The sequence below is a fragment of the Pseudoalteromonas ardens genome, from assembly GCF_030125445.1.
GTDB lineage: Bacteria > Pseudomonadota > Gammaproteobacteria > Enterobacterales > Alteromonadaceae > Pseudoalteromonas > Pseudoalteromonas ardens.
Genome location: NZ_JASJUV010000007.1, coordinates 183,482 through 203,341 on the forward strand (window position 1 = coordinate 183,482; position 19,860 = coordinate 203,341).

Annotated in this window: 12 protein-coding genes; 5 read left to right on the forward strand and 7 right to left on the reverse strand. The window is 47.1% G+C overall.

The features are described from left to right. The first annotated feature begins 67 nt into the window (after window positions 1–67). From QNM19_RS19405 to QNM19_RS19420, 4 genes are all read left to right on the forward strand, one after another. Window positions 68–2,266, forward strand: coding sequence for a type I secretion system permease/ATPase (locus tag QNM19_RS19405; RefSeq protein WP_049864436.1), 2,199 nt, complete (start codon window positions 68–70; stop codon window positions 2,264–2,266). After that, window positions 2,263–3,576 carry an HlyD family type I secretion periplasmic adaptor subunit gene (locus QNM19_RS19410; RefSeq protein ID WP_082225426.1) on the forward strand — a complete coding sequence of 438 codons (1,314 nt, stop codon included), beginning with the start codon at window positions 2,263–2,265 and terminating at the stop codon, window positions 3,574–3,576. The genes QNM19_RS19405 and QNM19_RS19410 overlap by 4 nt, the downstream gene beginning before the upstream one ends. A gap of 72 nt (window positions 3,577–3,648) precedes the next feature. Continuing rightward, window positions 3,649–4,659: a lysozyme inhibitor LprI family protein gene (locus QNM19_RS19415; RefSeq protein ID WP_284027116.1), complete on the forward strand. Its 1,011-nt coding sequence runs from the start codon at window positions 3,649–3,651 to the stop codon at window positions 4,657–4,659. A 29-nt stretch (window positions 4,660–4,688) separates the two neighbouring features. Further along, entirely contained in the window at window positions 4,689–11,450 is a 6,762-nt protein-coding gene (locus QNM19_RS19420) for a calcium-binding protein (RefSeq protein ID WP_284027117.1), read from the forward strand. 72 nt (window positions 11,451–11,522) lie between these two features. Here the strand turns inward: QNM19_RS19420 and QNM19_RS19425 are convergent, their stop codons facing one another. Further along, window positions 11,523–12,287 (reverse strand): HAD-IIB family hydrolase, encoded by a 765-nt coding sequence (locus QNM19_RS19425; RefSeq protein WP_284027118.1) that lies wholly within the window; start codon window positions 12,285–12,287, stop codon window positions 11,523–11,525. Window positions 12,288–12,436: 149 nt separating this feature from the next. Here QNM19_RS19425 and QNM19_RS19430 point away from each other — a divergent pair, with 149 nt between their 5' ends. Further along, window positions 12,437–13,222: an AraC family transcriptional regulator gene (locus tag QNM19_RS19430; protein ID WP_049863535.1), complete on the forward strand. Its 786-nt coding sequence runs from the start codon at window positions 12,437–12,439 to the stop codon at window positions 13,220–13,222. Here the strand turns inward: QNM19_RS19430 and QNM19_RS19435 are convergent. The 6 genes from QNM19_RS19435 to QNM19_RS19460 all read right to left on the reverse strand — a co-directional run bounded on the left by QNM19_RS19435 (window position 13,219) and on the right by QNM19_RS19460 (window position 19,809). Then, complete coding sequence (locus QNM19_RS19435) at window positions 13,219–15,708, reverse strand: hypothetical protein (protein WP_049863536.1); 2,490 nt, start codon at window positions 15,706–15,708, stop codon at window positions 13,219–13,221. The genes QNM19_RS19430 and QNM19_RS19435 overlap by 4 nt on opposite strands. A gap of 45 nt (window positions 15,709–15,753) precedes the next feature. Then, the gene (locus QNM19_RS19440) at window positions 15,754–16,254 is read right to left on the reverse strand and encodes a DUF4402 domain-containing protein (RefSeq protein WP_049863537.1); all 501 of its coding nucleotides are present in this window, start codon (window positions 16,252–16,254) and stop codon (window positions 15,754–15,756) included. An 18-nt stretch (window positions 16,255–16,272) separates the two neighbouring features. Continuing rightward, window positions 16,273–16,773: a DUF4402 domain-containing protein gene (locus QNM19_RS19445; RefSeq protein WP_284027119.1), complete on the reverse strand. Its 501-nt coding sequence runs from the start codon at window positions 16,771–16,773 to the stop codon at window positions 16,273–16,275. Continuing rightward, a complete protein-coding gene (locus tag QNM19_RS19450; RefSeq protein ID WP_049863540.1) occupies window positions 16,773–17,537 on the reverse strand; it encodes a fimbrial biogenesis chaperone in 765 nt (254 codons plus the stop codon). The genes QNM19_RS19445 and QNM19_RS19450 overlap by 1 nt, the downstream gene beginning before the upstream one ends. A 129-nt stretch (window positions 17,538–17,666) precedes the next feature. Next, window positions 17,667–19,106 carry a hypothetical protein gene (locus QNM19_RS19455; RefSeq protein ID WP_049863541.1) on the reverse strand — a complete coding sequence of 480 codons (1,440 nt, stop codon included), beginning with the start codon at window positions 19,104–19,106 and terminating at the stop codon, window positions 17,667–17,669. Between the two features lie 208 nt (window positions 19,107–19,314). Then, window positions 19,315–19,809, reverse strand: coding sequence for a DUF1993 family protein (locus QNM19_RS19460; RefSeq protein WP_049863542.1), 495 nt, complete (start codon window positions 19,807–19,809; stop codon window positions 19,315–19,317). Window positions 19,810–19,860 lie beyond the last annotated feature (51 nt).

Here is a 19,860-nt window from a genome sequence, read left to right on the forward strand (position 1 = left end):
TTGAAAAAGTTGATTGATAAAGTCTGCGAAAAAGGAACGTCCCTTTTTGGGAAAAGGAAATTTAACTTTGAAAGTTAATAATAATAATGAAAGAAGGTCTGCGCAAACGCGTTTCGATAATGCCATTCTATGCTTGTCATTAATCGGTAAATTTCATAGAAAGTCCATAAATATAAACGATATCCGTCATGAGTTTGTGGTCAATGAAGGTGCTGATGATGAGTTTTCTGATATTCAGATCCTGAGGGCGGTGCGTTCAGTTGGATATAAAGCCAAGTTTAAAGTTGTTAAATTAGAAAAAATTAATGATGACTTGCTTCCGGCCATGGCTGAAACCCTGGATGGCCAGTTTGTTGTTATCGCTAAAGTCACCCCTGAAGGGGTTTTAGTGCAGCACAGTGACCTGCAACAGCCACCAAAAGAGTTCTCACACGCTCAGTTTATTGCTGAATTTAAGCCCCGAATGCTGATGCTGACACCACGTTCCAGGCAAGGTGGAAGCCAGGTTCAGTTTGGCTTCAAATGGTTTTTACCCGCGCTGGCCAGATATAAAGTGTATTTTACAGACGTGCTGCTGGCTTCGTTCTTTATTCAATTGCTGGCATTGGCTTCGCCTATTTTTTTCCAGGTCGCAATAGATAAAGTCATGGTACACAAAGGCATGACAACGCTCGATGTACTGGCCGTCGGTTTTTTATTTGTGATCACGTTTGAAGTAATACTGACTGGTTTACGTTCATATTTGTTCAGTCATACCACCAACCGTGTGGATGTTAGTCTGGGTAGTGAACTTTACCAACATATGTTGGCGTTACCGCTGGCCTACTTCAAGTCACGTCGGGTTGGAGATACTGTTGCCCGTATAAAAGAGCTGGATACCATTCGGGAGTTTATGACCGGATCAGCCCTTACCGTGGTACTGGACATGTTTTTTACTGTGGTCTTCTTTGCCATCATGTTTTATTACGCGCCGGGCCTGACATGGATTGTGGTTGCCAGTCTGCCTTTTTACTTTGTGATTGCGGTGCTGTTGGGACCAAGTCTGAGAACCCGGCTGGAGGCTAAGTTTCAGCGTAGTGCAGAAAATCATTCGTTTTTGGTCGAATCTGTCAATGGCATCGAAACCATCAAATCTCTGGCGGTTGAACCCCAGCTCAGGCAGCGCTGGGATGAAAAACTGGCAAATTACGTCCGGGTCTCATTTCAGGCGTTTCAGCTTAATAATATTTATGGTCAGTTGTCCGGGTATGTAACAAAAGTAACCGGGTTATTGATCCTCTATTTTGGTGCCATTGCTGTTACTAGTGGCGTGCTTACCATAGGTCAGTTTATTGCATTTAATATTCTTGCACAGCGTGTTGCTGCGCCCATCATGCGATTTGCAAATTTATGGCAGGATTTTCAGCAAGCTAAAATATCTTTGGCTCGATTGGGGGACGTACTGAATACACCCACCGAAACACAAGGCTCAAATAACATGATGCTGCCAAAACTGCGTGGCGAGGTGCGATTTGAAGATGTTGAGTTTCGTTATGCACCGAACAGGCCGCCTGTTTTGAATAACATAAACCTGACCATTAAAGCGGGCGAGGTCATTGGGATTGTGGGGCGCTCAGGTTCTGGAAAAAGCTCATTAACCCGATTGATCCAGCGCTTGTACTTACCCCACCAGGGTCGTGTATTTATCGACGGTATTGATATCAGTTTATTACCACCGGCCTGGTTAAGGACCCGAATTGGCGTTGTGTTGCAGGAAAACTTTTTGTTTAATGCCTCCGTGCGCGACAATATTGCGCTGAGCGACCCGTCGATGCCATTGGAGCGGGTAATCGAAGCGGCCCGGCTGGCTGGCGCTGAAGAGTTTATCTTACAACTGCCAGAAGCTTATGATACCCAGATAGGTGAACAAGGCGGCATGCTTTCGGGTGGTCAGCGACAGCGTCTGGCAATTGCCAGGGCACTGGTGAACGACCCGCCTATCCTCATTTTCGACGAAGCGACCAGTGCACTGGACTATGAGTCTGAGCAGATCATTGCCAACAATATGGCACGTATCGCCAACAACCGCACTGTGTTTATTATCGCCCATCGCCTGAGTGCAGTGCAAAATGCCGACCGTATTTTGGTTATTGACAAGGGAGAAGTTGCAGAGCAGGGCACCCACTTTGAGCTGCTCAGAAAGGGGGGCCACTATGCGCACTTGTCGCATATTCAGCATCAGGGACAGGTGCAGTACGCTTCTTTGGAGCCGGAGGTGACGCCATGAGTCGCAAGTCGGACGCTCAGTTATATGAATTTTTGGCGCCAGCTTTAGAGATCCAGGCCGCACCGCCGCCAAAAGGGGCACGGGCGATTGTCTGGACTTTACTAGTTTGCTTAATCATTGCGATTATCTGGGCCTGTGTTGGCCGGGTAGATATCGTGGCAATTGCACAGGGTCAGCTGATCCCCAAACAAAAGGTCAAAGTGATCCAGCCGCTGGAAACTGCTGTGGTGCGGGGGATCCATGTGCATGAAGGGCAGCGGGTTGAGCAAGGCCAGTTACTGGTGTCTTTCGACCCGGCCATTACCGAGTCAAATTTTCAGCGTATCAGGTTGTCAACACAGGACTTTTCTCAGCAGATCCGTCGTAAACAGCGACTTATTGCGCGCCTTAATCAGGTTAAACCACCAAGCACCGGAGTACTCAACCCGGCACAGCAAGCGCTGCTTGAAGCAGAACTGGCCGAGTATCATAGTGAGCGGGCCTCGCTGTCATCGCAATTGCTTAGGTATGAAGCCGAACTGGCCGGCGCACGGGCGAAGCTGACTCAGCTGGACAAGGTACTACCTTTGGTTGAGGAACGAGCGCAAGCGCTGGAACGGCTACAAGTTAACAAACTGGTTTCGCGAGAAGAGTATCTGGAAATCAAACAAACGGCGATTCACAATCGTGAACAGCGTCATATTGAGCTGGCAACCATAGAAACCTTGCAGGCCACCATAAAAGCAACACGGCAGGAACAGGAAACGTTAAAAGCGACTTTAATACGCACAGCTCAGGCTGAGCTCAACCAGCTACAGCAGGAGTTAGTGAATGCGCAGCAAGAACTGGCAAAATCTCAGTTTTTGTTAAACCAAAATAAGCTGTATGCACCTGTGTCTGGCACTGTGGAGGCGCTGGCACTGAGCACACTCGGTGAAGTAGTCACCCCAGCTCAACAATTACTGACCATAGTACCGGCAGAGGATGAACTGATAGTAGAAGCACGGTTATTAAACAAAGACATTGGCTTTACGTATCAGGGGCAGATTGTTGAGGTGAAAATCGACAGCTTTCCGTTTACCCGTTACGGGATCATCGAAGGTGAAGTACTCGACGTGTCTACAGATGCGGTAGAAGATGAGCAGCTCGGCCTGTATTTTCCTGTCAAAGTAGCCATCAATCAACAGACTATCCTGGTTGATAGCCGCGTTGTGCCGCTCAGCGCAGGTATGAGTGTATCTGCGGAAGTAAAAACTGGTCAGCGTCGGATCATCGAATTTTTGTTATCACCCGTTGTACAGCACCTGGACGAAGGTGCCCGCGAGCGTTAAGGCGCAACACTTAATCCAAAATAAGGAAGCATTATGTCTAGTTTCACCAAACTGGCTGTACTCAGCAGTACCTTGTTGCTACTGCCCCACTATGTCTGGGCGGTGGGAGCAAATTGTAAACAACCGACGTCTGAGCTGGATAAACGAATATGTCAGTCAACCACTTTAACAGCAGCCAATGAAGCGTTGAATGTGGCGTTTCATAACCAGCGAGCCTGGCTCTGTCAGGATGCTGAAATTCTGCGTCGTGAAGATGATTGGGATTGTATGGCCGCCAAAGAAGACTTTTTGGCTGAGCAGCGACAGTGGGATAAATCCGTGCTGGCACAGTGCAAGACAGACACTTGCTTTACCCGTGCATATCAGGCTCGGATAGCCCAGATCAATGGTCAGGACACGCCGCTACCCAACTTCAGGATGACGACCTACGGCTGGGGCGATAAAGAATGTCAGGCTTACCTCAAGGTGCTTAACCGCACGCCGAGGGAAGATTTTCGCGGCTGTAAACTCCCTAATCTGAACGACTCTGGATTTAAAACGCTGCCCTTTAAATCGGTTGAGGGGGAGCTGCTTAAGCAGCTGGATAAGCAAATAGCGCAGCTTAACCATAAAGAGCAAACCAACTGGCAGGAGCAACTGAAAAAATATCAAAGTGGTTATATAAAGATGGAAATGACTTATTTAGATATTGATGGAGATGGAAATAAGGAGAGCTTGGTAAGATATTCCAGGCCGGATGTATTTTGTGAGGGACTTGGTTATGAAGAGGATGTGGATGATAAATTAAAAAGATGGCGTGAGCTAGGCCAGGATGGAGTTTTTAAAAAAGCTTTAGAGCACGGTTATCATAGGGATTATTATACTGTTGGTGATGGTGGAGAATTAAAGTCTATTGGAAAAAGAAGTAAGAACAGGTTAACTGTTTTTGAAAATAAAGTATTTAGTTTTACAAAAAACGGGGTCGTAGCCACATTAAAGCACGCTGATTTGGGGGCTAAGGTATATGTTAAAATGGATTATATAAAATCAATTGATAAAGGGCGTGCAGAAGAGAGTTGGTGTGGTTTTTGGTATAACTACTAGTTTTTATTTAATCGCGAAAGGAGTGTGTTTTGACTAGTGAAAATAATATTTTTGATTTTATATCAAAATATGAAGGTGTTGAAAAAGACATCTACTTTGATCATAAAGGGATACCAACAATTGGTGTTGGTTACAACCTTAGAAATGAAGATGTGCTTATACAAGTGCTGGATAAGCTGGGTTATAGCAATGATAATATAGGAAAAGATAACTATAGCTTATTTAAAGGTGAAATTAAAAAGGTCATCGATAAAGCAGAATGGAATAAAAGTACGCTCAGTGCCAACACCAAAAAAATAAATGATATATTAAAAAAGTATAAAGATAAAATTACCGCTCCCGAATTAAAGGCCAAAGCAAAGGATACCTTTAGTTTTAGTGAGTTTGGTGATGACTCTGCAGCCAAAGAGGCCATGAAGCCCATTTTCGACACGGCCATGCAGGATTATGAAAAGCAAATTATTAAAACCCTGGCGAGCCGCCAGGAAATAAGTCAAGCCGATGCCAAAGCCCACTGGGATGGGCTGAGTGAGTCGCAGCGTACCACAGTATTATCTTTGGCCTTTAATGGCGGCACCAAGGCTATGGTAGGTAAAAACCTGTCAGCTGCGATTGTCAGCGGTAACATTCATAATGCTTTTTATGAAGTGCTGTTTGGCAGTAATAGATCCAAGGACTTCAACGATGATGGCAAGGCTGATGGCAGGTCATATGGGTTGCAGGAGCGCCGTTTTGCGGAAGCGTTTAAAGTGTTGGAATCAATGACACTGGCGCAAAAAAAGCAATTGTATTCGTTACTCAGTGAGCAAAAGGGCAAGATTAATAACTATCTCAATAATGTTGTCGATGTCAATAACAAGGGTGAGCATAGCCTGCTGGCGGACGATCGTAAAAAAGCCATGTTCACCAAATTTAATGATCTTGTTGGTCAGCTTAAAACCGAGCTGGACTCGGCGGATTTTCCGGTCGGTGGGTTTGAATGTAAAATTGGTACTGGCCTTCCAATAGAACCCTACCTTATTTATATGGGGCAGGATATTCACCCCAGTGATCAACTTTGGGTTAATACCGATGGCTCGATCACTAAAGGAGGTTACAAAGACGCCTCTACCAATTTACGTCCTCCCGGTGTTGAGCTGATAGACACTCATACCGGTGAGTTTGTGGACTATTCGACGTTGGTGCTGCGAGATGTGATCACGGGTAAACTGATTCATCCGGATGGTACACCTTACGTTCCCTACCAGCCTGATAGTGGTACTGGTAATGGCAATGGAGATGATGACGACAGCGGCAATGTGGTAAAGCCAAAACCAAGGCCGAAACCAAAGCGCAAGCCTAAGCCGCCTCCCCCGCCTCCGCCTGTGAACAAAGATCCACTGGCACTGGATTTAGATGGGGATGGCATTGAAACTAAATCACTTGAAAATGGCGTGCACTTTGATTTAGACAATAGCGGTTTTGCGGAAAGGGTGAGTTGGCTGGCACCTGACGATGGCTTTTTGTTCTTAGATCGAAATCAGGATGGCATAGTCAACGGCGGCGGTGAACTGTTTGGTACAGAAACCCGATTGGCCGACGGTACACTTGCAAGAGATGGCTATGAGGCACTGGCGGAGTTTGATAGTAATGGTGATGGCATCATTAATGCTGAGGACGAGCGTTTTGCCGAGCTAAAAGTATGGCAGGATCTAAACAGTGATGGCGTCAGTGATGAAGGGGAGTTATTTAGCCTTGCTGAGCTGAATGTAACAGAGTTGTCATTACAGACTGCGCGTGGCAGCGGTGTGGATCCCAATGGGGTAGACCATCGTGGTGCTGGTTATTTTACTAAAGAGGATGGCAGCCAAGGATTAACGGAGAGCTTATGGTTTGAGCGAGATACGATTAATACCATTCCTATTGAAATTCACCAGAGTAAAGACAAGACAATCCCTGCTGAGATAATGGCGTTACCCGACGCTGACGGCTACGGCAACATGGCGTCGCTGCGATATGCCATGTTACTTGAAGAAGGCGACGAGTTAAAAAATATGGTGCGCGCCTTTGCACAAGAAACGGATCCGGTTGTGCAGCGTAACATGATGGCGAGCATAATTTGGCAGTGGACGGGTATTCCAGCCGACTCTCCAACACAAGGTATTAATTCTGGTTACGTGCAGTTTATCGAAAAGCTCTGGGGTGAAGAAATCACACTTTGGCGGCTGGGTTTTCTGGAGGGGGAAGGAAAAGCACTCTTTGACGAAACGCTGGAAGGTATTTACTTTCAGATGCTATCGACTTCTACGCTGGCACCATATCTTGGTTTTCTCGACGATGACACGGTGGAATTAGAAGCATCTGTGAGCCAGCTTATTACTGATATAGAAGATGGCAAAGTACATGGCGACTATCTGTTCAGATATATCGATATACTGAATCATTATTCTGAGCCTGGTCACTCTATGCTGGTTGATATATATCATCTGGTTAAAGATGAGCTGCGTATTCTATTGCTTGATACGCAAAAGAGAGCAGAGTTGGAAAACAGTGACTTTGGTAAATTGCTGGCCATTACCGATAGCGTGATCAGTGAATCAGAAATGTTTCCTGAAGTTGCTCTGTTACAAGAAAATGGCAAGTCGGACTTAGAAGTCTTCGAGCATTTCTATCCTCGCATGCAGGCTGAGATTGTCGCTGCTGTGCGTGACCCTGCCAAACGTGCAGCGTTAGCCGAATTGAGTTTTGTAAGGCGTACATCATCGCAAAGCATATTAAATGGAACCAGTAAAAAAGACTATCTGTCGGGCGGTCAAACCGATGATCGTATATATGGTGGCGCCGGAGAAGACCTTATCACAGGAGGTGCGGGGGATGACGGTCTGTTTGGCGGTGCCGATAATGATATCTTGTTCGGTGATATTGGTAATGACACGTTAAATGGAGGCTTTGGGGACGATGAGTTAAACGGCGAAGCAGGGAATGACTTGTTAAGCGGTTATAACGGTGAGGATATACTGCGTGGTGGCCAGGGCAACGATACTCTGACTGGGGGCGAAGGTAATGATGTGTACCTGTGGGATCTGGGAGATGGCAATGACATCATCATCAATGATAACTCGCAATATAAGTCAGATGCACACGATAAAATCGTGTTTGGTCCGGGTGTCACAAAAGAGCAGATTCATATCTCGCGTCAAAATAAGGATGTCGTACTGACAATCTCGCCCAGTGGCGAGACCATTACCATTCGCGACTACCTTACCAGTCAGCACCAGCAAATTGATGTATTTGAGTTTCACGATGGCACTGAGATGACTGCTTCAGAGGTAAAGGAGCAGTTGTTAACGGTAAATGGAGACGCGCAGAACGATACGCTGGAAGGTAACTACAATGAGCATGACATACTGTATGGTCATGCAGGTGATGATCAGCTGAGTGGCAAGTCAGGGAATGACGATTTATACGGTGGCACTGGCCAGGATATTTTGCACGGTGATCATGGTCATGATGAGCTGTTTGGTGATGAAGGCAATGATACGCTCAACGGGGGCTCCGGCGATGATGCCTTGTTTGGGGGTGCCGGTGATGACAATCTGGAAGGTGGCAGCGGCGACGACTTTATCTCGGGTGGTACGGGTAACGATACATTAAAAGACACATTGGGTGATAATGTCTTCTACTTTGAGCAAGGGTGGGGGCAAGACAAGTTACTCGCACCATCAGAGAGCTTTGAGACCTACCTTGATGAAGATGGCAATCTCATCAATGCTGATTGGCGCTATGATCCACACAATGTCATTTCATTTGGCTACGGCATATTGCTCAGCGACATGGTGTTTAAGCGTGTTGATGACTCCTTGTTGATTGAACATGGTCAGGACTCATTGCTGGTCGAAAGTTTCTTTGCGTCTGAGACTGAATTCGGTGTTATGCGCATCACTGCACATATTGATGAATTTCATTTTGCCAATGGTGAAGTGATTACCTATGAACAGATCAAGGCCAACATATTAGCATCTACGGCATCTGATGATGTGATCGTCGGGTTTACTCAGCCGGATCTGATAGAGGGTGGAGCTGGAGACGATACCATCCAGGGTTTGCAAGGCAATGACCACCTGACAGGTGGGCTTGGAAACGATCAGGTTGAAGGTGGCGAAGGCCGGGATACACTTTACGGCGGAGGAGGCAATGACACTCTTAATGGAGGAGAGGGCATTGACAGGCTGTTTGGCGGCTATGATAACGATACGCTGGATGGTGGCAAGGATGATGACTACCTGGTCGGAGGGGAAGGTCAGGATAAGCTGATTGGCGGTTTCGGCAATGACCGACTAGACGGTGGGTATGATGACGACATATTACAAGGCGGATCAGGCGAAGATACTTACCTGTTTTCTAAATACTGGGGACAGGACATTATTGAAGAGTCCGGTTCACAAAACGACCGCATTGTATTTGAAGATGGGATCACCCTGGCTGATGTGCGATTCGTCAGAGAGCAAGATCACCTGACCATTATTGCGAAAGAAGATGGCAGTCAGATATTTCTGGATGGTTACTTCTGGGGGGATGGCAAAAGTTATAAAGCGGTTGAAGTAATAGAGTTTTCTGACGGCCAGGAGTTGACCTATGAAGATCTGTTCCAGTTGATGAATACGGCCACTGAAGGTGACGACCAGTTATACGGAAAATCTCAATCAGCTGTTGAGATCCATGGCCTGGGTGGCAACGACACCATTATTTCTCACGGTCAGGTTTACTCTAAACTATACGGTGGTGCAGGTAACGACCTCATTGAGGGCAATGGTTATCTGGATGGCGGTACCGGTAACGACGAACTGAGAGCTGGCTTTTTTGATGATAATCACCTGCTAGGCGGAGAAGGTGATGATAAATTAATGGCTTACTTTCATGATTTTTATCGGGTATCAGGCACCTTTGAGGGTGGTAAAGGGAATGATGAAATTTTCGGTAGTCTGGGAAATGATACTTATATTTTCAACAAGGGTGACGGTCAGGACACGATTACTGAATGGGATCCTCGCATGCCCAGCCCACAATCTGAAGCCTCGCATGATGTGATCCGCTTTGGTGAGGGGATCCGAAAAGAAGATCTCGTATTCCGTCAAGTGAATAAAGATCTGGTGATTGAAATCGCAGGTGAAGCCGACACTATAACCGTTAAAAACTGGTTTATGGGTTCAGAGCATTACAAAATCAACGCGTTACAGTTTGCAGATGGCACATTGCTTAGCAGTAGTGAGATAGAGCAAAATGTCGTTGTCGACCCGGGTACTGGAGATCCAGCTGGCGGCGGTGACAGTAATGGCTCAGACAACACCGCTTCAGTGGAAAACCTCGGTGGTAATTCGGATATCCTGACTGGCAGCGATGGCGATGATGTCTTGAGTGGCGGCGCAGGCTCGGATGATCTGGTAGGCGGTGCTGGTGATGATATCTTATTGGGTGGCCGTGATGATGACTATTACCTCTACGACAGCGGCAAAGATGTTATCCGAGACAGTCATGGTGTTGATAGCGTCATATTTAGAAATGGCATTACGTTTTCGGATGTGGCGTCTGGCCTTACCCGTTCCGGGGATGATCTTGTACTAAGGATTAACGGCAGTAATGAGAACACACTGACGATAGAAGGCTTTTTTGCCAGTGGTCATAATATTGTCGAGCTATTCCAGTTCGAAACCGGTGGCATGTTTGATACGGGGCAAATTTATGGTGCCTTTGGCTTGCCATTACCGGACCCGGAAGCACCCGCAACGCCGGTTTCCTATGGGACTGCCGGAAACGATACATTGAGCGGCACCGAGGGGGATGAAATCCTTGAAGGGCTTTCTGGCAATGACACGCTGTCGGGTGGGAAAGGCAATGATGTTTTGATAGGTGGCCGAGGCCATGACCGTTACTTATTCCGAGCTGGTGATGGTCAGGATGTGATTGACAACACCCATGGTGGCGATGATGTAATTGAGCTACAAGGGATTAGTTTTTCAGATGTTGCACGTGGTCTGCAAAAGTCGGGCGATAACCTGGTGCTAAATATCGGCTCTGGCGGTGATAAGTTAACGGTTAAAAACTGGTTCCTTGGCGGTGATTTTGTGGTAGAGCAAATTCAGCTTTCGGACGGTTCGAGCATTTCTGCGGATCAGATCTTCTCTGCATTTGGCATGGCAAACCCCAGCAGGCAGCGCTCCGTTCAGTATGATAACTTGCCTGATGAAACGCAGTTTGAGTCACGCTTCTCGGGAGCGGCTAACAATGACACCTTATTGGGCAGCTCAAGTGCTGATATGATCGATGGTAAGCAAGGAGATGACTGGATCATGTCTGGTGGTGGAAATGACTACCTTATCGGCGGCGGTGGTGACGATACCTATGTGATCGGTGCTCAGGCAGGGCATGTAATGATCAACAATTTTGATGAGTCGGCATCCCGCTCAGAGACTTTGAAATTTGAATCAGCGCGCTCTACAGACGTCCAGTTTAAACAATCAGAGTCGGATCTGATTATCGAGTTGTCTGCGACAAGCAGTGTGACTGTTCTTAACTATTTTGATGAAACGTCGCAGGACGCCTATCAACTGGAGCATTTTCAGTTTGCCGATTCGGTGGTGTTAACCCCTCAGGATGTGGCAGGCAGGTTGTTTACAGTGAGCGAACAAAGTGCTGTACAGAGCAGCTTTGAGCGTTTAATGCAGGCAGCACATGCTTCGGATATGTCTGATGATGGAGCAGAGCTTGGCAGCTCGGTGTTGTTAGACAGAGTACTGGTTGCAAGTCAGCCTTAACCTTTTATTCGCCGCTCTCAGCAGCGGCGAATTTTCTCTCCTTTTATGGTTTAGCGGTTTGTTCAACTGAACTTACAGCTGGCTATCATGTTTCATTTCTTTTGCCAGGTTTATCAAGGTCGATGCCACAGTTTGTTGTTTTAACTGAATATAGTCGCAATTGGGTGTGATCTGTTCGCCGACAACATAGGCTTGCCGGGCAGCTTCCAGCATTGCAATATCATTGACATCGTTACCAAAACACATGGTTTGCTGCATATTCAGGCCAAGGTCCAGCAGTGCTGTGAGCTTGTTGCTGCGCTCAGGGACCAGATCAAAGCAATGGTGGCCATTGTGGTGATAGACTTCAAAATGGCTCAATGTCTGTTCGCACATATGCTTGACCTGATCATGATGTTGGTCTTCCAGCACCAGTAATTTAACTATGGGCTCATGCCTTAGGGCCTGGTTACAGCCAGGCGGAATTCCGAGTTCGGCCACATGCTGATGAAAATGGTGCGGCTTATCCGAGATGGCATACTGCCAGTGACCGTCAAATAAATACGCAATCTCGTGATTGTCCAGCCAGTTAAGCACGGTGGTTATTTGCATTGGATCGAAGCAATGTGCGTTAACCACTGCTTTATTTTGACTGAACATGGCACCGTTGCAGCCGATGATGGGGTGATGCCAGAAGCACTCAGGCAATACAGGTAGTGTATCTCGCAGAGGCCGGGCTGTGGCAAAGTATAACTGACCACCCTGACGCTCCAGTGCTAACAGGCCCTCTTTGATGTCATCATGCATGCGCTGGGCATGGAATACGGTCGTGCCATCTAAATCAAAAACAAAATTCATCGTTACATCCAGGTACATTAGAGAGCATTTACTTTGCCAAACAAACCACTTAATATTTTAGTTATTAGCTCATTATTTATATATATCGGCTCCAATTGACTGTTAATACCGGAAAACCCGTACCGATCCGATTTGCACTGAATCAATCAGTGCAAGTTAAATACATCGAAAAACAAAAGGTCATGTTTGAGTGGCATCTGCATGATTGCTTTGAGCTGATCCTGACTATCGGAGCACAAGGCAGCGGATTTATCGGCACTGCCATTCATGAGTTTGATGACATTGATCTGGCGTTGGTTGCACCCGGAGTGCCCCATACCTGGGACAGTCAGGCACCCAATGACACGGCTGAGCTGGTCGTGGTGGTGTTATGGCCTAAGGCATTATTGGACTGCGCCATTGCGGAGCTGGCAGACTTGCAAGGCTGGCTTGAGCGTATTGAAAGTGGGCTGGTCTTCAGTCGGGATGCTGCTGTGCAGGTGCGTGAACGGTGTCTTGCGCTTCATACGAAAAGTCCGGTTGGTCGGTTGACTTTGCTATGTGAGATACTGACTGAGCTGCGCGCCTGTCCAGCCAAAGGGATCCGGCTTGCTCATTCGCGTATCTCAGAGCGGTTAGCGCGTGTTCAGGCCTTCATTGCCCGTCGGATTGATGATCCGCCCAGTCAGGCCCAGTGTGCAGCGCACATCAATGTCAGCACAGCGACGTTAAAGCGGTGGTTTCAGCAAGAGCTCGGCTGTTCTTTTTCGCAGTATTGCGCGCTGCTGCGCTGTCAGCGTGCACAGCATTTACTGGCTACTGAGCATCGGCCTATCGGGGTGGTGGCACAGCAATGCGGCTTTCTCAGTGCAGCCTATTTTAATCAGTTTTTTAAAGCACAAACAGGTATGACACCCAGTGCCTATCGGCGTCAGTTTAGCTGGCGCAAGCGCTAGCTTTTGGGTTGCTCCGGAGGAGTTGGAAACAGTGTCAAATCATCCAGTATGACCAGCTGTTCGCTGTTTTCATCCAGCGTAAAGCGTAATTGACAAGGGTCACAGGTAAGCGCCTTTTGGGCCAGATAGTGTGAAGAGACTTCAAGGTGATACTTTCCCTGCTTTAACTTGTCAAAAAAGAAAAAACCATCTGATTCTGTGTAGATGATGGTTTGTTCACCGCTGATTTCTCGGGTCAGTTGCAGCGCCACCCGGCCAGTGAGGTCCGCAAGTTTGCCGTCGGCATTACGCAGGGAAATGATGCCCTCAGCTTCGAATTGCAGGTGAAACGGAACGTCAACAATGGGCTGAGCACCTGGATGCAGGTCGGCCTCTATGAGTCCAAACTGAGGTTGTAAGTAGAGAACGTCCAGTTCATTGTGTTCTACTTCCAGTGTCACAGGACGATTTGCGGGTAGGTGAAGTACTGTTCTGGCTTGTGGATGAGGGACAGTGTCAACCTTGTTGCCATGCATCATCACGGCAATATCAGGTAAATACTGGTCTTGCTCATCAAATCGTTGATTGTTATTACGATCGTAAAACGCGCGCAGCTTGACGGAACTGCTTTGTCGACCACTTTGGCTGCTGATGGTGCTGAGCGGCCTTGGCCCGTAAAACGAAAATGAGCAAGATAAGCCAAATTGCCAGCCATTGCTTTCATGGTAGGTGGCACTGGCATTGACTGCCATCGCATCGAAGGTTTTTGATAACGAAAACGATGTGGTATTTCGGCGCTGAGTGAAGGAGCGGCGCAGTTGCAAAGAACCGTGATAGCCGCTGAACTGATTGGCGTAACTCAGGGCCAGCGAATGTTGTTCAAACAAGCCGGTTGACTTGTTCCAATTAAACCTCGCTCTGCCCCAATTGCCAAACAGGCTACCAATCATAGAGTATTGCTGCTCATGTGCGTCATCTCCTCTTATTTGGCTGACGTTTGTGCTGACACTGCCTGAGTCGGCCTGGTAGCTGAGGTAGCCATCAACAGATTTATAATGTAATTGATTTATCTGGCTTAGGCCTAAAGTTGAACTAAGCTGCCAGCGATTGAATGTCTGTTCATAATTCAGCGTATTGATGTTTTCCTTGCCAAACTGACCATAACCTCGCTGGGACGCAAGGCTTAAAGTTTGTGTGCTACTCAGTGGGGTCAGCCATTTCAGATCATAATGGAACTGCTCATGTCCGCCTGCTTTGAGGCTCCATTTGGCATCGGTTGCTCTATTTGCCCGTTCCCAGCCCAGATACCATAAGAATGTTTTCTGGCGGGTGTTTTCCAGCCATTCGCCACCAAGGTTTATTTCGTCCCGGGCACTGACAACATAGTTCAATTGCGAGTTGAGGTATTTTTCCTGTGGGTTAAAGCGTCTTTTTTTGAGTATTGATGCTTTGGTTGTGTAGGCTGTCAAGTTGGTATACCACTGCCCGGGTTTATAGCCAGAATGCGCCTGATGGGAGACTGCCCGGCGAACACGTTTTCCGTCTGGTGACTGGATCATCAAGTGATAACTGTGATTTGAGTTAAACACCTGGAGCGGTCGAAAACGGTACTGACCGTTGGCTGTTACCCGCACCAGATCAAACAGTACATCATTGCGATAGAGCTCGACGTCACTACCGGGCTCTGCATAGCCCTGGATGATGAGTGGTTTGCTCGCGCTGCTGTGCGTCGCCCCATATTGCACACCTAAACCGCTTCCGCCGGTTTGCAGCAGTGCGCCTGTGAGACCTTGTAAGTCGCCAAACTGATATTCGCTCAGTTCAGTGAGAGTACGGGAGAGCTGGAAGCGCCCGTTGCGTTTATCGTTGTCAGAGTCAGTGAGTATGATTTGTGCCTGATGGTGTGCTAGATCCTGATTAACAGAAACATAGGCTGAAGCACTGGAATTTTGTTTGCTATCCGATGCAGACAGTTGCACATCGACATAAGGTGCTGTGTACCATTGATACTGGTCGTTCAAAACAAGCTGGTTAGCGCGTTTTCGCTGCATTGCAGCAAGGATATTTTTTCGCGCCTCGCGTTTTTTTTCCTGTGAACTGGGGTGCCTTTCCCGGGTGTCAAAAACCAGCACCTGAGTGCGCGTATTAAAGTCTGATTCAATGCCGAGTGCCGACAACACGTCGAGCCGGATATGGGGCTCTCCATCTAACGTGACCCAGTGTGCTTCATCCAGTTCAATATTGATTTGTTCACCCCAAATTTCACCGGATAAGCGGTTGCCTGTCGAGTCAATAGTGAGGTGGCTAACGAGCAAGGCATTGAGGTTATTCTGGGATAAATAATAATCTTCGTAGTTGTCGGTGATTAACTCTGCCCCTTCGGGAAAGTTTTGCTGGTCGACATACAGATCAGCAAACACAAAGTCGGCAATATCGCCTACTTCCCGGGCTGAAGTGTGCGTGCAATAAAATGACAATAGAAAGAATAAAACGTATAGATACTGCATGATAAAGGCCCGGCTGGGCCGGGCCTTTAAGGGAACTTGGTGATATTACTGGTAAGCTGCAACAAAGTCATAGCTAAATGATTTGGTACCAGGTGCATTGATTGCGACGTCTTTGTCGTCCAGTACAATGCTTGCTGCGAATGAGACGCTGGCTTCACCTGCGTTATCAAGCTGAGCACCTGCTGTCATGTCTGTCATGGTAAAGCGAAGTCCATCCTGCGTCTGATCGGGTGCTGAAAATGTGTAGACAACTTGTGCGTGAGGCGTGCCTGATACGGTAAAAGTAGCACGTTTACCGCCAACGTTAGCATCGTTACACAGGGCTGATGCGATTGGGTTTGGCATTGGCGTTTCTATGGCGTAACAAGAGTCACCGTTTTTCGACGCTTCGTTTACCAAAAGCTCAGGAAAGCTCATAGCGGTTGTTTGTGCAATTTGCAGTGGTGCGCGCTCAACCACCAGGTTAACATCAACCTGATAAGTCGCTGCGGCTGAACCAAAACTCATAACTAACAGTGCAAGTGTGCTGGAGGCTTTTTTAAACATTGTTTATTTCCTTAATTATTATTGATATAGCGCAGTAACTGTGTAGCTGAAAGCGTATTCTCCGCTGCCTGTTTCATGAGCGTTACTGAGCGTTATAATACCTCCTGCACTAAATGTGCCAACTCCACTTTTTTTTATTCTTACGCGCTTGCTAAAGCCTCCTGATTTATTCTGTACTGTAAAGGTAAGACCCTGTTTGGTTTCATTGCCAAAAACGTGTATGTCCACGTAGCTTCTGGGCTCACCGCTAATTTCAAACTCTGCTTTGTAGCCTCTTAAACCAGGGCAAAGTGACTTTTTTACGGCTTTTTTATTTTTTTTTCCATTGGCCTTACAAAAAGCACCATCCCAGGTTGCGGGCGTTTGTTTTAACTGGGGAAACGTCATGGGCGCCAATAAATTGATACTGACTCCATTAAATTGACTAGCCTGGCGTTGTTGTTGCTTAAGATATGTCAATGTATCGACACTTTGCGCAGAAGCAATTAACCATAATCCAGTCAATAAGCCGACAGCCATTACTTCAGCAGGTCCTCTGTAATGGTGACGTCGAGAGTTTTTAGTGGTTCTTTAGACTCCACATCTTCCAGCTGAATTGTCAATTTTTTACTGGCAACCTCTTTGTATTCAATCGGTAATGTCATATCCCGTTGACTGAGCTCTGGGTATAGGCTGAATTGATTCACCCGAAACAGCTCTTCTTCAGCCTCTTTGACTACCAGGTTTGCACTGGTGTGCCCCGGGCCTTGTTTGTTCAGTCTGACTATCAGATTGCTGGCATCTTTACTGAATTTAATGTCGCCAATCGACAGCTCAGTGACTGAGGAAGTGTTTTTGATGAAAACGGGAATGACAACCTTGTAATTGGCTTTAACCTGAATAGCGCCACTTTGCTCCGTTGGGTCATCACCACTGAGTGCTTCAACCATGAGGTGTGCACGAAACTCTCCTTCCGGGATTTTGCCTTTTTTCATTAGCCGAACTTTCTGAAATTGTTTGGGTAAAACATCTTTGGCAACACGTGGCCCGACTCGCAAGTAAGGTTTGGCAGAAAACTCATATTGCTGTGCAAACTTCAATATGCCTTCTTTATCCATTTGCATGTCGATAAGCGATATCCGGTAGCTTTGCAGGCTATCAGAGGTGTTATAAATGCGCAGTTCGCCCCGGCGCATGTCCTGATCCAGAACTACTCTATGTCTGTCGAGTTTAAAGGTTGAGGCCCATGCCTGGGAAACGAATACCGTTACTAGCAGTACCAGTGTGAAAAATCTTTTGGTCATACATCATGCTCTGTGAGTTATTAGTGTAATGAGCTTGGTTAAGTGTTCGGTATCATATCCTAATTATATTTGGCTGCAACCTTTGCACCGTGCGCCCGGATAACAAAAAGCGCATTCCCTGCGCCCGTTTTATTCTTCTCCAGAATGGTTATTGTTTACGGCACGACTCTGTATGGACTCTGTCGTATCAGTGGCTGAGATAGTCGCTTGACGCATACTGCCAAAGTAAGTGAGGTTACCAAGGTAATCAGGCACTTCACGTTCACTGTTAAATTCGCGAATGCGCTCAATCTGTTGATCATGAAATGCATGCAAAATTGGAGTGATCGCCTGATTTGCCCAGCTTTCCAACGCATCTGAGCGGATAAACTGATCTTCAAATTGCGCTGCATCATCCAACAGTTGACTCCACAGTTGCCGTTGTATTTGTGGCGGCGTATCTGCCACGTGTTCCAGTGCATCATTGATCCACCCCAGCCCATATTCATCATAAGCAGTTAAAATATCAGAGTAGAGTCGGCCACGATCAGAGTCACTCGGCGGTAGATCCTGTTGTACCACCATATCGTTGTTCTCGCTCTGGTAGTATTGACGGTGGGCAGACAGGTCGACTTGCTGACTCAGGTAAGCAAAAATGTTCGGTTCGCTGTCTTTGTCAGCTTCATCCAGCATCTCGAGCATGCTGTGCTTCTCAAAAGGTTTAATGACTGTGGCCATATCCAGTATGCCGCGGCTTTGCTCAAAGGTACTTTGTTGCAGGTGGGTATTCAGCGTACTGAGATCTTCGCCTTTAAATTTACCGCTGATCAGTAAATCACTGAAGGTATGCAGCAGCTCAATCTCTTCCACGGGTTGATTGATCTTATGTTTCCAGAACTTCTCGCGGTCATATGAGGCCATTAGCAGGTGCTCCTGACCATGCTCATCAAGACTAACCGGTGAAGTTGGGGCCTGATAGCTTGCACCTTGTTCGCGCAGACTGGCAAGGGTTGCAATGGTATCTCCCAGCACGTCATCAGACAAAGCCGCAAGTGCGTCGACGAGTTGGTCTGGCACCTGGTTTCGTCTTTGTTCAGAAAAAATAGGTGTACTGCCAGCGTCTATTAATATATCTGCAAGTTGAGACAGCGCTTCATCATCTAGCCGTTCAGCGATGGATAGCAGAGATTTACTGGGTTTAATGTGCTCGAGTTTATTCCTTTGCTCGGGTGACAGACGGTCAAGTTGGGCGAGAAACGCATTGATGTCTTCTGTGTCGCTCAGGTCGCCATAAGCATACTCTTTACTCAGCTGACCATGTTCCGTGTCTGCACTATGCTGGCTGACAATATGAAAACGCTTAAAGCCAACATAGTCAGACCGTTCAGCACTGGGTCTTGGGTAAGTGAACGGCGAGGCTGGACGGTTCGGGGTTTCCGGGAGCAATGTTTTTAAGTGCTCGTCTGTGATAGGTGTTCCTGAGTCGGCAATCGCTGCGTGATCTGTATCCTGTGCTTCCTGAGCACTGCGGGTTTGCCGGTCAAAGAGGTGATCTGTCCGATTGGGGTAAGTGTGAAAGTGTAGCTTCATAAATAACCTTATCCTTGTTACTTAAAGTTAGACATGTATCGGCAAACAAGCTCATAACTTTAGGAAGGTTAAGGGCCGTTAGGGGTTACCCGGGAGTCTGCTGACGTGCTGTTCGTTGCGTGAACTACGTCAGAGCAGCAAAGCCAACTTTGGGGGACAAAGAGACACCTTTGTTATCATCCCTGGTTTGTTGGCTTGCCAGGTCTGTTCAGGAAGGAAATGAAAATCCTGCGGGGTAGCGATGAAAGCCATCAAAGTCGCCTTTGCCCAGGGGAATGCCTGCGGCGCGCAGTATTGCGTATGCCATTGAGAAGTGGAATAAAAAGTTGGGCCAGGCATAAAGCTGAAAGTACTTCTCAGGCTCCAGAGTATGGTTGGTAAACCCCGCCACAAAAGTAATACTTGTGGGCATCTCGTCCAATGAGACGTCTTGTAATTGCGTTAGATAGTCCAGAGTGTCGTCTATTTCTTCTTGTAAATCTGCGACGCTCACAATGGGTCGCTTGAAGTTCGCGACTTCTCTGTTAAATAAAGGACAGCAGCATCGTAACGAGAGTGCAGCGGCGGTTGAAACTTGCTGGTGAAATGGAAACATGTCAGGGCTTAGACGACGCATTAGTAGCTCATCTTTAATGTCGTCGCGTGCCAGTATTGCTTGCAATTGGTTCAGATAATGTACGAATGGCTCAATAATATCGGTCATGTTTCCCTCGTTTAGACAAGTCAAATAAGCGAAAAACTATGTGCGCGACAA